The 16,884-nt window shown below is 36.8% G+C and carries 17 protein-coding genes and 1 tRNA gene; 17 read left to right on the forward strand and 1 reads right to left on the reverse strand.

Annotation, left to right across the window (positions count from 1 at the left end):
• Positions 1-24 precede the first annotated feature (24 nt).
• From mnmG to AAIE21_RS20885, 5 genes are all read left to right on the forward strand, one after another.
• A complete protein-coding gene (gene mnmG, locus AAIE21_RS20865; protein WP_343268546.1) occupies positions 25-1,914 on the forward strand; it encodes a tRNA uridine-5-carboxymethylaminomethyl(34) synthesis enzyme MnmG in 1,890 nt (629 codons plus the stop codon).
• Positions 1,915-1,936: 22 nt separating this feature from the next.
• A complete protein-coding gene (gene rsmG / locus AAIE21_RS20870) occupies positions 1,937-2,656 on the forward strand; it encodes a 16S rRNA (guanine(527)-N(7))-methyltransferase RsmG (RefSeq protein WP_343268547.1) in 720 nt (239 codons plus the stop codon).
• Between the two features lie 105 nt (positions 2,657-2,761).
• Complete coding sequence (gene noc / locus AAIE21_RS20875; protein ID WP_343268548.1) at positions 2,762-3,634, forward strand: nucleoid occlusion protein; 873 nt, start codon at positions 2,762-2,764, stop codon at positions 3,632-3,634.
• A 189-nt stretch (positions 3,635-3,823) separates the two neighbouring features.
• Entirely contained in the window at positions 3,824-4,585 is a 762-nt protein-coding gene (gene soj, locus AAIE21_RS20880) for a sporulation initiation inhibitor protein Soj (RefSeq protein ID WP_000516112.1), read from the forward strand.
• A complete protein-coding gene (locus AAIE21_RS20885; protein ID WP_343268549.1) occupies positions 4,578-5,429 on the forward strand; it encodes a ParB/RepB/Spo0J family partition protein in 852 nt (283 codons plus the stop codon). The genes soj and AAIE21_RS20885 overlap by 8 nt, the downstream gene beginning before the upstream one ends.
• 20 nt (positions 5,430-5,449) lie before the next feature.
• Here the strand turns inward: AAIE21_RS20885 and yyaC are convergent, their stop codons facing one another.
• A complete protein-coding gene (yyaC, locus tag AAIE21_RS20890; RefSeq protein WP_343268550.1) occupies positions 5,450-6,046 on the reverse strand; it encodes a spore protease YyaC in 597 nt (198 codons plus the stop codon).
• A 279-nt stretch (positions 6,047-6,325) separates the two neighbouring features.
• Here yyaC and AAIE21_RS20895 point away from each other — a divergent pair, with 279 nt between their 5' ends.
• The 12 genes from AAIE21_RS20895 (at position 6,326) to AAIE21_RS20950 (ending at position 16,879) form a co-directional block, all read left to right on the forward strand.
• Entirely contained in the window at positions 6,326-7,207 is an 882-nt protein-coding gene (locus AAIE21_RS20895) for a mechanosensitive ion channel family protein (protein ID WP_343268551.1), read from the forward strand.
• Between the two features lie 20 nt (positions 7,208-7,227).
• A complete protein-coding gene (locus AAIE21_RS20900) occupies positions 7,228-7,425 on the forward strand; it encodes a DUF951 domain-containing protein (RefSeq protein WP_343268552.1) in 198 nt (65 codons plus the stop codon).
• 115 nt (positions 7,426-7,540) lie between these two features.
• Entirely contained in the window at positions 7,541-8,641 is a 1,101-nt protein-coding gene (gene ychF / locus AAIE21_RS20905) for a redox-regulated ATPase YchF (RefSeq protein WP_174100924.1), read from the forward strand.
• A 193-nt stretch (positions 8,642-8,834) separates the two neighbouring features.
• The gene (gene rpsF, locus AAIE21_RS20910; RefSeq protein WP_003209337.1) at positions 8,835-9,125 is read left to right on the forward strand and encodes a 30S ribosomal protein S6; all 291 of its coding nucleotides are present in this window, start codon (positions 8,835-8,837) and stop codon (positions 9,123-9,125) included.
• Positions 9,126-9,152: 27 nt separating this feature from the next.
• Positions 9,153-9,665: a single-stranded DNA-binding protein gene (ssb, locus tag AAIE21_RS20915; RefSeq protein ID WP_016112819.1), complete on the forward strand. Its 513-nt coding sequence runs from the start codon at positions 9,153-9,155 to the stop codon at positions 9,663-9,665.
• 45 nt (positions 9,666-9,710) lie between these two features.
• Entirely contained in the window at positions 9,711-9,944 is a 234-nt protein-coding gene (gene rpsR / locus AAIE21_RS20920; protein WP_343268553.1) for a 30S ribosomal protein S18, read from the forward strand.
• A 79-nt stretch (positions 9,945-10,023) separates the two neighbouring features.
• A complete protein-coding gene (locus AAIE21_RS20925; protein ID WP_343268554.1) occupies positions 10,024-10,962 on the forward strand; it encodes a YybS family protein in 939 nt (312 codons plus the stop codon).
• Positions 10,963-11,342: 380 nt separating this feature from the next.
• Positions 11,343-13,316 carry a DHH family phosphoesterase gene (locus AAIE21_RS20930; RefSeq protein WP_343268555.1) on the forward strand — a complete coding sequence of 658 codons (1,974 nt, stop codon included), beginning with the start codon at positions 11,343-11,345 and terminating at the stop codon, positions 13,314-13,316.
• Positions 13,313-13,759 carry a 50S ribosomal protein L9 gene (gene rplI, locus AAIE21_RS20935; protein WP_343268556.1) on the forward strand — a complete coding sequence of 149 codons (447 nt, stop codon included), beginning with the start codon at positions 13,313-13,315 and terminating at the stop codon, positions 13,757-13,759. The genes AAIE21_RS20930 and rplI overlap by 4 nt, the downstream gene beginning before the upstream one ends.
• A gap of 27 nt (positions 13,760-13,786) precedes the next feature.
• On the forward strand, positions 13,787-15,148 hold the full coding sequence (dnaB, locus tag AAIE21_RS20940; RefSeq protein WP_343268557.1) for a replicative DNA helicase: 1,362 nt from the start codon (positions 13,787-13,789) through the stop codon (positions 15,146-15,148).
• Positions 15,149-15,363: 215 nt separating this feature from the next.
• Positions 15,364-16,653 (forward strand): adenylosuccinate synthase, encoded by a 1,290-nt coding sequence (locus tag AAIE21_RS20945; RefSeq protein ID WP_343268558.1) that lies wholly within the window; start codon positions 15,364-15,366, stop codon positions 16,651-16,653.
• A gap of 150 nt (positions 16,654-16,803) precedes the next feature.
• Positions 16,804-16,879: transfer RNA gene (locus AAIE21_RS20950), tRNA-Lys, on the forward strand.
• The last annotated feature ends 5 nt before the right edge of the window (positions 16,880-16,884 follow it).

Here is a 16,884-nt window from a genome sequence, read left to right on the forward strand (position 1 = left end):
AGAGAATCTTAGGAGGAATAAATAATGGGATACAATGCCGGTTCTTACGATGTCATAGTAATCGGTGCAGGTCATGCAGGATGTGAAGCTGGTCTTGCAGCAGCACGAATGGGCTCAAAAACATTAATGTTAACAATTAATTTAGATATGGTTGCTTTTATGCCGTGTAACCCTTCTGTTGGTGGACCAGCAAAAGGGATTGTTGTACGTGAAATTGATGCATTAGGCGGTGAGATGGGACGTAATATTGATAAAACTCACATCCAAATGCGTATGTTGAATACGGGGAAAGGTCCAGCTGTACGTGCTCTTCGTGCACAAGCGGATAAATTTTCATATCAACACGAATTAAAGAAAACGATTGAAGAAACACCAAACTTAACATTATGCCAAGGAATGGTAGAACGTCTAATTGTTCAGGATGATGTGTGTAAAGGTGTAATTACACAATCGGGTGCTGAATATACAGCGAAAACAGTCGTAATTACAACAGGTACATTTTTACGCGGTGAGATCATTATGGGGGATTTGAAATACTCAAGTGGTCCGAATAATCAGCAGCCATCTATTACATTATCAGAGCATTTAGAAGAACTTGGTTTGGATCTTGTTAGGTTTAAAACAGGCACGCCTCCTCGTGTAAATAGTAATACAATTGATTATAGTAAGACAGAAATTCAACCGGGTGATGATAAACCGCGCGCTTTTTCGTTTGAAACAACAAAATTCATTATGGATCAAATTCCGTGCTGGTTAACATATACGAGTGAAGAGACACATCGTTTAATTGATCGAAACTTGCATCGTTCAGCTATGTATTCTGGTATGATTAAAGGAACAGGTCCTCGTTACTGTCCTTCAATTGAAGATAAAGTGGTGCGATTTAATGATAAACCACGTCATCAAATTTTCTTAGAACCAGAGGGGCGTAATACGCAGGAAGTGTATGTACAAGGCTTGTCAACGAGCTTACCAGAAGATGTACAACGTGAAATGCTTAAAACGATTCCAGGTTTAGAGAACGTTGAAATGATGCGCACAGGTTATGCAATCGAATATGATGCAATCGTACCAACTCAGTTATGGCCAACACTTGAGACGAAAAAAATTAAAAATTTATATACAGCAGGTCAAATTAACGGTACTTCTGGTTATGAAGAAGCAGCTGGCCAAGGAATTATGGCTGGGATTAATGCGGCATGTCGTTCTTTAGGTAAAAAAGAAGTTATTTTAGGTCGTTCGGATGCTTATATTGGTGTATTAATCGATGATCTTGTAACGAAAGGGACAAACGAACCATATCGCTTATTAACTTCACGTGCTGAATATCGTTTATTACTACGTCATGATAATGCTGACCTTCGTTTAACGGAGATTGGCCATGAAATTGGTTTAATTCCTGATGAAAGATATGAACGTTTTACAGTCAAAAAAGGAAAGATTGAACAAGAAAAGGCACGTTTAGAAAGTCTTATTATTAAACCACGTCCTGAAGTACAGGAATTGATTCGTAGTATTGGTGGCAGCGAGTTGAAAGATGGTATAAGAGCAAGTGATTTACTACGTCGTACAGAAGTGACGTATGAACATATTCGTCTTCTTGTTCCAAGTGAAGTTGAAATTAACGATGAGATTGCAGAACAAGTTGAAATCCAAGTTAAGTATGAGGGATACATTGAAAAATCCTTACAGCAAGTGGACCGAATGAAAAAGATGGAGAATAAAAAGATTCCTGTAGATATTGATTATGATGCGATTTCCGGAATTGCTTCTGAAGCGAGACAAAAATTAAAAGATGTTCGTCCTCTGTCTATGGGGCAAGCGTCCCGTATTTCCGGAGTAAACCCAGCTGATATTTCCATTTTACTTGTGTATATCGAACAAGGAAAAATTGCGCGAGTATCGAACCAATAAATAAGTAAGGAGATATGGCAAGATGAACATAGAACAATTTCAGTCTATGCTAGGAGAAAGAGGGATTACCCTTTCTCCTAGGCAATTAGAGCAATTTGAAATCTACTTTGAAACATTAGTGGAATGGAATGAGAAAATGAATTTAACAGCTATTACAGAGAAAGAGGAAGTGTATTTAAAACACTTTTTTGACTCGATTACAGCTGCTTTTTATTATGATTTTTCAAAACCATTTTCCATTTGTGATGTCGGTGCAGGTGCTGGATTCCCAAGTATTCCATTGAAAATTTGTTTCCCACATTTAAAAATAACAATTGTGGATTCATTGCAAAAACGCATCAATTTTTTAAATCATTTAGCGCAAAAATTAGAATTAAATGATGTTGCATTCTGCCATGATCGTGCTGAAACATTTGGGAAAAAAGAGGGTGTACGTGAATCATTTGATATCGTGATGGCGCGTGCGGTAGCACGTCTTTCTGTACTGAGCGAGCTATGTTTACCACTTGTAAAAGTAGGTGGGACATTTATTGCAATGAAAGGCGCAGCTGCCAATGAAGAGATTGAAAAAGGTAAGTATGCTTTAGAAGTGCTTGGCGGTGAGCTAAAAGAGATTTCTACTTTCCAATTACCATTTGAAGAAAGCGAACGTAATATTTTATCAATCATGAAAAAGCGCAAAACACCTAAGAAATACCCACGTAAGCCAGGGACACCCAATAAATTACCTATTGAAAAATAAATCTTATTAGACGTAAGATTAAATTATATAAATGAAAACGTAAATGTTTCATAGGAAACATTTCTGTGTAGGACATTCAATAGGCCCAAAGGTGGTGGAATATGTATGAAAAATACGTTTTCTCGTTTATTTGGCTTTGGAGATAAAGAGAGCGAATTCGAATTACAAGACGAAAGCCATGAAGAAATAGATAAAAAGATACATGAAGAAATACAAGAAATTCCGATAGCTAATATCATTCCAAATCGTTATCAACCACGTACAGTTTTTGATGATGCACGAATTGATGAACTTGCTTTGACCATTCGTACACATGGACTTATTCAACCAATTGTTATAAGGCAATATGAAGAAGATAAGTATGAAATTATTGCCGGGGAAAGGCGCTTTCGTGCTGCAACGAAATTGGGATGGGAAAAGGTTCCGGCAATTATTAAAAATTTAAATGATACGGAAACGGCTTCTGTTGCTTTAATTGAGAACTTGCAACGTGAAGAGTTAACAGCAATTGAAGAGGCTGTTGCTTATCAAAAGCTAATTGAGTTACATAACTTAACACAAGAGGCATTAGCACAGAGGCTTGGAAAAGGACAATCAACAATCGCGAATAAGTTGCGGCTATTAAAGCTGCCTGAAGAGATTAAACGAGCACTGTTAGAAAAGAGTATTACAGAACGTCACGCCCGTGCTCTGATTCCTTTAAAAAATGAAGAATTACAGTTGAAGGTTTTACAAGAAATTGTAGAAAAGCAATTGAATGTAAAACAGACTGAGGAACGTATTGCCAAGTTATTGGAGGAAGTAAAACCAAAACGTAAAGCAAAACAGAAAGCGGTAAGTCGTGATATGCGAATTGCGATGAATACAATTAGACAATCCTTACAAATGGTTGCAAATAGTGGACTGAACGTAAATTCTGAAGAAGAAGAGTTTGATGAGTACTATCAGATTACAATTAAGATTCCTAAAAAAAAATAATTCATATGTGATAAAGATCTCACCCTTTTGGGGAGGTCTTTTTTCTATATTTTTCTTTTTAAATGAAGAAGGAGTTTTAGAATAAATTTTGAAGTTTAATAAGGATGCAAAAGAAAAATTTTTATTTCATGTTACAATAAACTTAATTATTTTTAGAATAAGACAGAAAGGTTGAAAGTAGGTGACATCATGGGAAAAATCATTGCTATTGCTAATCAAAAAGGCGGTGTAGGAAAAACAACAACGTCTGTTAACCTAGGAGCTGGATTGGCACAGGTAGGGAAAAAAGTACTGCTTATTGACATTGATGCTCAAGGGAACGCAACAACAGGTGTAGGAATTGAAAAGTCGGAGTTAGATCAATGTATTTATAATGTTCTTGTAGAAGATGCAGAAGTTCAAGGCGTTATACAGAAAACCGCAACTGAAAACTTAGATGTTCTACCTGCTACAATTCAATTGGCAGGTGCTGAGATTGAACTGGTACCAACCATTTCCCGGGAAGTTCGTTTACAGAGGGCCTTGCAGCCAATTCGTAACGAATATGATTATATTATTATTGATTGTCCCCCATCTTTAGGCTTATTAACAATTAATGCACTAACGGCAGCGGATTCCGTTATTATTCCTGTTCAGTGTGAATACTATGCATTGGAAGGACTAAGCCAATTATTGAATACAGTTCGACTGGTACAAAAGCATTTAAATAAAAATTTAGCAATTCAAGGTGTACTATTAACGATGTTAGATGCACGTACAAATTTAGGGATTCAGGTTATAGATGAAGTGAAGAAATATTTTCGAGATAAAGTATATCGTTCTATTATCCCGCGCAATGTTCGTTTAAGTGAGGCACCAAGTCATGGGAAACCAATTATGCAATATGATGCTAAATCAAGGGGTGCAGAAGTGTATATAGATTTAGCAGAGGAAGTGATTGCTGGTGGCTAAAGGATTAGGAAGAGGGATTAATGCGTTCTTTCCAGATTTAGATGTGAAAGAGGAAGAGAAAATTCAAGAGATTGCACTAAATGAGTTAAGGCCAAACCCCTACCAACCACGTAAAAACTTTCAAAAAGAAGCAATTCAAGAATTGGCAGCATCTATTAAAGAACATGGCATTTTACAACCTTTAATCGTGAGGAAAAGTATTAAAGGATATGAAATTGTTGCTGGTGAAAGAAGATACCGTGCTGCAAAAGAGGCTCGCCTTGAAACAGTTCCAACTGTCGTTCGGGAATTAAATGAACAGCAAATGATGGAATTTGCCTTGTTAGAAAACTTACAACGTGAAGATTTAAATCCAATGGAAGAAGCTTTGGCATATCAAATGTTAATGGATGAGCTAAATGTAACGCAAGAGCAATTGGCAAAGCGCCTTGGTAAAAGTAGACCATATATTGCTAATTATGTTCGTCTACTTACCCTTCCTTCATTTGTTCAAGAAATGATTGCAGATGGAAATTTATCCATGGCCCATGGACGAACATTACTTACAATAAAAGACGAAGAACAGTTAAAGTCTTTATTGAAGCGTATTGAAAAAGAAGGATTAAATGTTAGGCAGTTAGAGCAAATTGTTCAACAGATGCATCAGCGCGTTTCACGTGAAACAAAGAAAGTGAAGCGACAACGAAATATATTCTTCGAAGAACGTGAAACATTGTTAAGAGAGAAATTTGGAACAGGCGTAAAAATTAAGGAAACAAAAAAAGAAAAGGGAAAAATTGAAATAGAATTTTTCGATAAAGAAGATTTAAATCGTATTTTAGAATTATTATCTAGGGAAAACTGAAAAGCAAACCATCTTTTTATTTATAGATGGTTTGCTTTTTTTAATACGGATAATTTTTGGTCTGTTTCTTTTATGCTTTGGGCAATGGCATCTGCCATTTTCATAACGAGACTTAATCGTGTATTTTGTAAGACAAAAAACTCCATAAAACCATTTAAATTTACGATACCATGTATGTGGAGATCCCCAACTGCTGGTAACTTTTTATTCATTGCTGCTCCAGGTTTGCTAGGTCCTTCACCAACAGTTATGGAACCAATGTTTTGAGATTTCCCAAGACAGGCATCAATTGCAATAATAAAAGAATCGGGAACAGAATTTTGTATGTTCTGAATACTATCTTCGAGATTTAGCGCATGAATTGGATCATCAAGTGTACCGAATACATGGAAATTTTGAATGTTCATTTGTTCTAATTTAGACCCGACTAACGGTCCAAGTGCGTCGCCAGTTGAACGGTCTGTTCCAATACAAATTATACTGAGGGGCCTCGTTTCATGCATAGGTATGTGTGAGAGGAGAAAATCACTAATTGTTGCACAAGCTTCTAAATCATGGTGCATAACATTCTGAGATTCTTTTTCGAAAAAAGGCAAGCGGAAATTCCCTATATTCATGAATCATCCATCCTTTTGAGAAATTTTACGATTCACTGTAAAGTTTTTTAGGTATAGATTTTATTTTGTAATATGGAAAATTATAAGTTCTCTATTTTTGCAAGCCGTTTATAAAACCGGAAATAATAGTACTAGTATATATATATTCATTCCATTTTATACCTAGATCAAAGTAAACAAATGCAAATAAGGGAATAAAATTTTTTCAGAAATAGTGAGAACTTCTGATACAATAAAGGGTGAATAAAAAAGAAAAATGTATTGGAGAGGTAGAATGTTATGGATGTATTAAATAAATGGTTTGATACATTAATGCAATATTTAATGGACTCAAATCGCTGGGAGTATATCGGGATTGTAACGTTAAAGATTTTAGTTATTTTAGTAGCAGGTATGATTGTAGTACGTATCGCAAGGGCGATTGTAAGGAAGGCTTTTCATATGGGAAGTCGTTCACCAATTCAAATCTCAGAGCGTCGTACGGTTACGGTAGCAAAATTACTTGAAAATATTGTAGCGTACGTTGTTATATTCATTATGTTAGTTGCGATTTTGGGTGTGTTTGGTATAAATGCAGCTGGATTATTAGCTGGGGCTGGGGTTATCGGTTTAGCAGTCGGTTTTGGTGCTCAAAGTTTAGTGAAAGATGTTATTACAGGATTGTTTATTTTATTAGAAGATCAGTTCTCAGTAGGTGATTATGTCCGTATTGGTCAAGTTGAGGGTGTAGTTTTAGAAATTGGATTGCGTACAACTAAGGTGAAAAGTTGGACAGGAGAAATTCATATTTTACCTAATGGAAGTATTGTACAAGTGACGAACTTTTCTGTTAGTAATAGCGTTGCATTTGTCGATGTATCGATTTCCTATGATAGTGATATTGCACGTGCAGAGCAAATCATTGAAGAGTTATTAGAAGAACTACCAGCAAAATACGAGCAAATGGTAGAAACACCACAATTATTAGGTGTTCAAACACTTGGTGCATCTGAAGTTGTCCTCCGGGTAATTGCTGAAGTAGAACCGATGCAGCATGCCCCTACCGCAAGGGCACTTCGTAAGGAAATTAAAAATCGCCTTGATTTACACGGCATTGAGATTCCATATCCACATATGGTTTTATATAATCGTAAAGAGATGGCTAATCAAAAAGCAAATTAACGACGAGGGGAGTTTGGAGAGTGGAACAAAAGCAATATAACTTGTACGATGTTGTGGAAATGAAGAAGGCCCATCCGTGTGGTACAAATCGTTGGAAGATTATTCGTACGGGAATGGATATCCGCATTAAGTGCGAGGGATGTGGCCATTCGGTAATGATTCCTCGAAGAGAGTTTGATCGCAAGGTGAAAAAAGTTCTTGTAAGGCACGAAGAATAGAGAAAAAGTGACAGCTGCTCCAAGCAGCTGTTATTTTTTTGAAGTTTTAGGGAACTTGTCATTTTATTCGTTACTATCTATAATGATGGAAGATTGAGACATAGGAGTGAAAAATATGGGATTAACGGCTGGGATTGTTGGTTTACCAAACGTAGGGAAATCAACATTATTTAATGCAATTACACAAGCGGGAGCAGAATCTGCAAACTATCCATTCTGTACAATTGATCCGAACGTAGGGATTGTAGAGGTACCAGATGAACGCTTAAATAAACTAACAGAACTAGTTGAACCGAAAAAAACTGTTCCAACTGTATTCGAGTTTACTGATATTGCAGGTATCGTAAAGGGTGCAAGTAAAGGTGAAGGACTAGGAAACAAATTCTTATCTCATATTCGCCAAGTAGATGCGATTTGCCAAGTTGTTCGTTGTTTTGAAGATGAAAATATTACACACGTTTCAGGAAAAGTAGATCCAATCGATGATATTGAAACGATCAATTTAGAATTGATTTTAGCGGATTTAGAATCTGTAGATAAACGTATTGAACGTGTGGCAAAATTAGCGAGACAAAAAGATAAAGAAGCAGTATATGAACACGAAATTTTAGTTCGTTTAAAAGAGGCATTCGAAGAGGGGAAACCAGCTCGCACTGTTGAATTTACAGACGAACAAATGAAGATTGTTAAAGGACTTCACCTATTGACAACAAAAGAAATGCTTTATGTAGCTAACGTAAGTGAAGATGATATTATGGATCCATCTGAAAACGAATATGTAAAGATGGTAAAAGAATTTGCAGCAAATGAAAATTCACAAGTAATTGTTGTTTGTGCAAAAATTGAATCGGAAATTGCTGAGCTAGATGAGGAAGAGAAAAAAGTATTCCTTGAAGAGTTAGGGATTGAAGAATCTGGTTTAGATCAGTTAATTCGTGCTGCATACGACTTATTAGGACTAGCTACTTATTTCACAGCTGGTGTACAAGAAGTACGTGCATGGACGTTCAAACAAGGTATGAAGGCACCTCAATGTGCTGGTGTTATTCATACAGACTTCGAACGTGGATTTATTCGTGCTGAAACAGTTTCATACGATGACTTAATGGAGAACGGTTCTATGACAGCTGCTAAAGAAGCAGGAAAAGTACGCCTAGAAGGAAAAGAGTATATCGTAAAAGATGGAGATGTTATGCACTTCCGCTTTAACGTGTAAATCAATATTTCCTAGGAAAAAATAGAGATATAAACTTGGTGAACATATCATATGTTTGCCAAGTTTTTTATTTATTGGTTAGTTGATTCATCTAACTTACTATGATATAATCTAAACTCGTGAGTAATTACTATATAATTAATTGCTCCTTGCCCATTATGGGCCGTTTAGACCAAAAGGAGGTGAAAGTGTAATGAAAAAGTACGAAATCATGTACATCATCCGTCCAAACATGGAGGAAGAAGCTCAAAAAGCTTTAGTTGAGCGCTTCGCAGGCGTTTTAACTAACAATGGTGCAGAAATCATTAACACGAAAGAGTGGGGTAAGCGTCGTTTAGCTTACGAAATCAACGACTTACGTGACGGTTTCTACATGATCTTAAACGTAAATTCTGACGCAGAAGCTGTTAAAGAATTCGATCGTTTAGCTAAGATCAACGAAGATATCCTTCGTCACATCGTTGTTAAAGAAGAAGAAAAATAATTAAGATATATAGGGAGAGTGGTTCGATTGATGAATCGTGTTATCCTCGTTGGTCGTTTAACTAAGGACCCTGACTTACGTTACACGCCCAATGGTGTTGCGGTAGCTACTTTCACGTTAGCTGTGAATCGTGCATTTGCGAATCAACAAGGTGAGCGTGAAGCTGACTTTATTAATTGTGTAATATGGCGTAAACAAGCAGAAAACGTGGCGAATTATTTGAAAAAAGGTAGCTTAGCAGGCGTAGATGGACGTCTTCAAACTCGTAATTACGAGGGACAAGATGGTAAACGTGTATATGTAACAGAAGTTCTTGCGGAGAGCGTACAATTTTTAGAGCCGCGTAATGGCGGTGGGGAGCAACGCGGTTCATTCAATCAGCAACCATCAGGAGCTGGTTACGGTAACCAAGGCTCTAACCCATTTGGTCAATCTGGTAATTCAGGTAACTCAGGTAACTCTGGATTTACGAAGAATGACGATCCATTTTCAAATGTAGGTCAACCGATTGATATTTCGGACGACGATTTACCATTCTAATGGTATAGATCGGTTATTTTTAACAAAGAATGGAGGGAAATAGACATGGCAGGACGCAAAGGTGGACGTGCGAAACGTCGTAAGGTGTGTTTCTTCACATCTAACGGCATCGCTCGCATTGACTATAAAGATGTTGATTTATTAAAACGTTTCGTTTCTGAGCGTGGTAAAATTTTACCTCGTCGTGTAACAGGGACAAGCGCAAAATACCAACGCAAACTTACAGTTGCAATTAAACGTGCTCGTCAAATGGCACTTTTACCATATGTTGGTGAATAATAGCGTATGAAATGCACAGTAGAGTCTTACTCTACTGTGCATTTTGCTATGCTTTTCTTTTTAGAAAGAGGAGGTAAAAATGAAACGTACAAGTCTTATTACAGAAGGGGCAGTTTTATTAGCTGTATACGCAGTTTTACTTTTAACATTCTTATATGTACCTGTTATAAGTATGGTTGCGATATTTGCATTACCATTACCATTTTTATTGTTTATGGTAAGATACCCGTTTTCTAGTACATGCATGCTTTTTGGAGCAGCAATTTTTGTTACCATTATTATTAGTTCGCCGCTTAGTCTTGTGAATACATTCATGTCAGGCATAATAGGCATTTCCTTAGGATATATGTATAAGAAGAAAAAAGGACCAACAGAAATATTATTGGCAGGAATGCTTGTGTATTTGCTTAATTTTGTACTTATCTATGTTGTGAGTATACAATTTTTTAACATGGATTTTCTTAAGCAAATGCAAGATATGTTCAAGCAAGGAATGGAACAAAGTGAAAAAATAATGAAGGCAGCAGGTGCGCCAATTAGTCAAGAGCAAAAAGATTTGTTAGGACAATTCAGTGATATGCTTCGAATTCTTCTACCAAGTTTGCTTGTAATGGTTTCTTTAATATATTCTTGGATTACAGTATTAATAGCAGGTAATGTTTTAAAGAGATTGAAGTATACTATAGCACCATGGCCTAAGTTTAGAGACACGCGATTACCAAAAAGCATTGTCTGGTATTATGTTGTGTTTATTTTACTTTCAACATTTATGAAAATCGAATCAGATTCATATGTATATATGGCATTTTCTAATTTGTATGCCATCTTTTCATTGCTTCTTTTATTCCAAGGTTTTGCATTTATAGCCTTTTTTGCACATGCGAAAGGTTATGCAAAAGCAATTCCTATTCTCAGCTTTGTCGTATGTATGGTGATTCCGATGTTGTTTCCTCTAGTGACAATCTTAGGTATAATTGATTTAGGCTCTTCATTACGTTCTAAAATACAATCGAAATAAGCGAGAACGAGGGATGAGGAGATCGGTGAAACTTCCATTACCAAATGTATTTTTTGGGATAACTCCTTTTGATGTTTTCGCAGGTAAGTTACTGCTATGCAAACGCAAGATGATCTGCACTTGTTTTCTCTCTTTGTTTTAAATTGGAGCGGGCGGGGACAGGATCTGATCGCTTCTATGTATGGCCGGATGCTCTCTCCCACCTAAAAAAAGTAAGGTTTTATATTAGTTTTTCAATTTGTATTTATATAAAGTTTATTATTTGATGTAAGACTTTAGTGGAAGTTTAACTTAGGGGCGTTTAATCTGTTCAACTGACCATTGATGGGAATGAAAGGATTTCCTATTTGTGTTAGTTTTACTTTATAGGAGTTGGATACATGCCTGAACTTTATAAGAGACAGCGGTTTTTATATCCTGTTTACGTATTGGCTTTTTTTATGTTTGTGCTTATTGCCATTCTTGGTTACTTTCACTGGATAATGGGAATGGCCGCTTTTTTTATTTTTTGTATTGTACTCTTTTTTGTAATTCGATCTGAGCTAGCTTTTCAAAGGAATTTTGAAAAGTATACAACGGATATGATTACAAGGGTAAAGAAAGTCAGTAATGAGGCATTTAATCAAATGCCAATTGGTATTTTGTTATACAATAGGGATTATGGAATTGATTGGGCAAATCCTTACTTGTCTTCTTGTTTGGGACAGCATTCTTTAGCGGGATGGCATTTGTATGATGTGTCAGAAACCTTACTTCTCTTTATTAAAGGAGAAACAGCTGATGATATTGTATCTTTAAATAATCGTAAGTTTCGTGTGTTTGTAAGGAAAGAAGAAAAGTTAATTTACTTCTTTGATGTAACAGAGCAAACAGAAATTGAAAAAATGTATGAGGACCAGCGTACAGTTCTCGCGATTATTTATTTGGACAATTATGATGAAGTTACACAAGGATTGGATGATCAATTACGTACAAACATCACGAGCTTGGTGACATCACGCTTGAATGAGTGGGCTCTCAAATATGGTGCATATTTAAAACGAGCTTCTTCAGAGCGTTTCTTCGTTGTGTTAAATGAAAGTGTTTTGGCGCAAATGGAGAAAGGAAAGTTTGATATTTTAGATCAAGTACGTGAGGAAACATCAAAACGAAATATTCCACTTACACTAAGTATTGGTGTAGGATCGGGCGACTTATCTTTATCAGAGCTTGGAGCGATGGCTCAATCTGGCTTAGACCTTGCTTTAGGACGAGGTGGAGACCAAGTTGCGATTAAACAAGCAACAGGCAAAGTGAAGTTTTATGGTGGTAAAACAAATCCGGTTGAAAAACGTACGCGTGTACGTGCAAGGGTTATCTCGCATGCACTAAAAGATTTAGTATTAGAGAGCAGTAATGTTATTGTAATGGGCCATAGGGCTCCTGATATGGATGCAATTGGGGCGGCTATTGGAATTTTAAAAGTAGCGCAGTTAAACGAACGTGAAGGGTACATTGTATTAGACGAGAACGATTCTGATAAAGGTATTAAACGTTTAATGGATAAAGTGAAACAAAATGAGGAATTATGGTCTCATTTTATTACGCCACAGCAGGCCATGGAATTTGCAACGGATGACTCATTGCTTGTTGTTGTTGATACTCATAAACCTTCCATGGTGATGGAGGAAAAGCTGTTGCATAAGATTGAAAATGTAGTTGTGATTGACCATCATCGCCGTGGTGAAGAATTTATTGAGGATCCTCTTCTTGTATACATGGAGCCATATGCATCTTCTACAGCTGAGCTTGTCACAGAGCTTCTTGAATATCAGCCGAAACGTTTAAAAATGACAATGTTAGAAGCAACAGCATTACTGGCGGGTATTATAGTAGATACAAAAAGCTTTACTTTCCGGACAGGTGCTCGTACATTTGATGCGGCTTCTTACCTACGTTCGCACGGAGCAGATACAGTTCTTGTGCAAGAATTACTGAAAGAAGATATGGAGCAGTATTTACGAGTTGCAAAAACGATTCAAAATGCTTACATTTATAAAAATGGAATTGCCATTGCCAAAGTAGTTGGTGATGAATATTACGATCAAGTATTAATTGCGCAATCAGCTGATACGTTGTTGACGATGACAGGAGTAATTGCATCTTTTGTTATCGCAAAACGTGGGGAAAGCTTTATCGGAATTAGTGGACGTTCTTTAGGTGAAGTGAACGTACAGCTAATTATGGAAAACCTAGGTGGCGGTGGACATTTAACGAATGCTGCTACACAGATGAAAAACTTAACGGTCGATGAAGCTGAAGATAAACTTCAATTTGTTATTGATGACTATTTACAGGGAGGCACACAATCATGAAAGTAATTTTTCTAAAAGACGTAAAAGGTAAAGGGAAAAAAGGAGAGATAAAAAACGTACCGGACGGTTACGCGAATAACTTCTTATTAAAACAAGGATTAGCTGCTGAGGCAACTAACAGTAGTATGAAGACATTAGAGGCGCAAAAGCGTAAAGAAGAAAAAGATGCAGCGGCTGAACTTGAAAATGCTAAAAAATTAAAAGAAACTTTAGAGAAATTAACTATAGAGTTAAAAGCGAAATCTGGTGAAGGCGGTCGTTTATTCGGCTCTATTACAAGCAAACAAATTGTAGATGCAATGCAAAAAGCACATAATATTAAGCTTGATAAACGCAAATTTGAAATGGATGATGCAATTCGTGCATTAGGATATACAAACGTAATTGTAAAATTACATCCACAAGTAACAGCAACAGTAAAAATTCATGTTAGTGAACAATAAAAATAATTTAGGTAAGGAGGATTGCGTATGAGTGATGTACTTGCTGATCGTACCCCTCCGCATAATATAGAGGCCGAGCAAGCAGTTCTAGGGGCGATCTTCCTCGATCAAGATGCGTTAACTTCAGCTTCAGAACTGCTGCTACCTGAATCTTTTTATCGGACAGCACACCAAAAGATTTTTGGGGTTATGCTTGAGCTATCTGATAAAGGAGAACCAATTGATTTAGTTATTGTAACAGCAGCACTTGCTGACCAAGGGTTACTAGAAGAAGTTGGTGGTGTTTCCTATTTAGCTGAATTAGCGGAAGCTGTTCCAACAGCAGCTAACGTAGAGTATTATGCACGTATTATTGCAGAAAAAGCACTTTTGCGTCGTTTGATTCGAACAGCAACTCACATTGTATCAGATGGTTATGAACGTGAAGATGATGTAGAAGGCTTGCTAAATGAAGCGGAGAAAAAAATATTAGAAGTATCACATCAAACAAATGCAAAAGCATTCCAAAATATTAAGGATGTTCTTGTAGATGCTTATGATAAAATTGAACTTTTGCATAATCAAAAAGGTGAAGTCACAGGGATACCGACTGGATTTACTGAATTAGATAAAATGACAGCGGGATTTCAGCGTAACGATTTAATCATTGTGGCAGCCCGTCCTTCAGTGGGGAAAACGGCCTTTTCGCTGAATATCGCACAGAATGTAGCGACTAAAACAGATGAAAATGTAGCGATTTTCAGTTTAGAAATGGGTGCTGATCAGCTTGTTATGCGTATGCTCTGTGCAGAAGGAAATATTGATGCACAAAGGCTTCGTACGGGCTCGTTAACTTCAGATGATTGGGCGAAGTTGACAATGGCAATGGGAAGCCTTTCGAATGCTGGAATATATATTGATGATACGCCGGGAATTCGTGTTAGTGAGATTCGTGCGAAGTGCCGCAGGTTAAAACAAGAGCAGGGACTCGGCATGATTCTAATTGATTACTTACAGCTTATTCAAGGTAGTGGAAAATCTGGTGAAAACCGTCAGCAGGAAGTATCTGAAATTTCCCGTACATTAAAGGGAATTGCGCGTGAGCTACAAGTGCCTGTTATTGCCTTATCCCAGCTATCTCGTGGTGTTGAATCTCGTCAAGATAAACGTCCGATGATGTCTGATATTCGTGAGTCAGGGAGTATTGAGCAGGATGCCGATATTGTAGCATTCTTGTATCGTGAAGACTACTATGATCGCGAAACGGAAAATAAAAATACGATTGAAATTATTATTGCAAAGCAACGTAATGGTCCGGTAGGTTCTGTAGAGCTCGCATTCGTGAAGGAGTTTAACAAATTCGTAAACTTGGAGCGGCGTTTTGACGATGGACATGCACCACCGGCATAGTAGAAGTATAAAAAAGAAACACATTTCTTATAATAAGATGTGTTTCTTTTTTTATGAACAAAAGATAGGGCTTTCATAGTGTGAATAAAGAATTCTTACGAACGAAATAGATTAAAGATAAAAAAATGTTCGTTTTTAAATTGACTTCTCTTTTCATTTTGGTACAATTATATTGTTTGAAAAGTTCGTTTGAAAATTGCGGAGGTGCTTGAATAATGTCTTCAGTAGTAGTTGTAGGAACACAGTGGGGCGATGAAGGAAAAGGTAAAATTACTGATTTCCTTTCTGAACATGCGGAAGTAGTTGCAAGATATCAAGGTGGAAACAACGCAGGACATACAATTGTTTTCGGCGGTGTTAAGTATAAATTACACTTAATTCCATCTGGTATTTTCTATAAAGAAAAAATTTGTGTTATCGGAAACGGTATGGTAGTAGATCCAAAAGCATTGCTTGTAGAATTAAAATACTTACATGATCGCGGTGTAAGCACTGATAATCTTCGTATTAGTAATCGTGCGCACGTTATTTTACCTTATCACTTAAAACAAGATGAATTAGAAGAAGAGCGTAAAGGTGATAACAAAATCGGTACAACGAAAAAAGGTATTGGTCCAGCATACATGGATAAAGCTGCTCGCGTTGGTATTCGTATGGCTGATCTTTTAGATCGTGAAGCATTTAAAGAAAAGCTTGAACGCAATTTAGCAGAAAAAAATCGTCTATTTGAAAAAATGTACGATGCAGAAGGCTTTAATGCAGATGAAATCTTTGAAGAGTACTTTGAGCATGGTCAAAAAATCGCACAATACGTATGCGATACATCTGTTGTATTAAATGATGCATTAGATGAAGGGCGCCGTGTATTATTTGAAGGTGCACAAGGCGTAATGCTTGATATCGACCAAGGTACGTACCCATTCGTTACATCTTCTAACCCAGTTGCTGGTGGTGTAACAATCGGTTCTGGAGTTGGTCCTTCTAAAATCAATCGTGTAGTAGGTGTATGTAAAGCATATACAAGCCGTGTTGGTGACGGTCCATTCCCTACTGAACTTAATGATGAAATTGGTCATCAAATTCGCGAAGTTGGCCGTGAATATGGTACAACTACAGGTCGTCCACGCCGCGTAGGTTGGTTTGACAGCGTTGTTGTAAGACATGCACGCCGAGTTAGTGGTTTAACAGATCTATCTTTAAACTCTATTGATGTATTAACAGGTATTCCAACCGTGAAAATCTGTATTGCATATAAATATAATGGAGAAGTTCTGGATGAAGTTCCAGCAAACTTAAACATTTTAGCGAAATGTGAGCCTGTATATGAAGAACTTCCAGGTTGGACTGAAGATATCACTGGTGTAAAAACATTAGCTGAACTTCCTGAAAATGCAAGACATTACGTAGAGCGTGTGTCTCAATTAACAGGTATCCCATTATCTATGTTCTCTGTTGGTCCGGATCGTAATCAAACAAACATCGTTCGTAACGTATACGGCGGTTAATTGATATAGAATTGGTTTATTTAAGAAAAACTCATGTGAACATGAGTTTTTCTTATCTTTTATAAAAAAATAAAAAAAAGTATTGCAAAAATAAAAGTTATTATGGTATGATAACTCTTGTCGTCACGAAAATATGACGTTGGTGAGTATGAGCCATTAGCTCAGTTGGTAGAGCATCTGACTTTTAATCAGAGGGTCGAAGGTTCGAATCCTTCATGGCTCACCATTTTG

It is taken from the genome of Paenibacillus sp. 102, assembly GCF_039549175.1.
Classification (GTDB): Bacteria; Bacillota; Bacilli; order Bacillales; family Bacillaceae_G; genus Bacillus_A.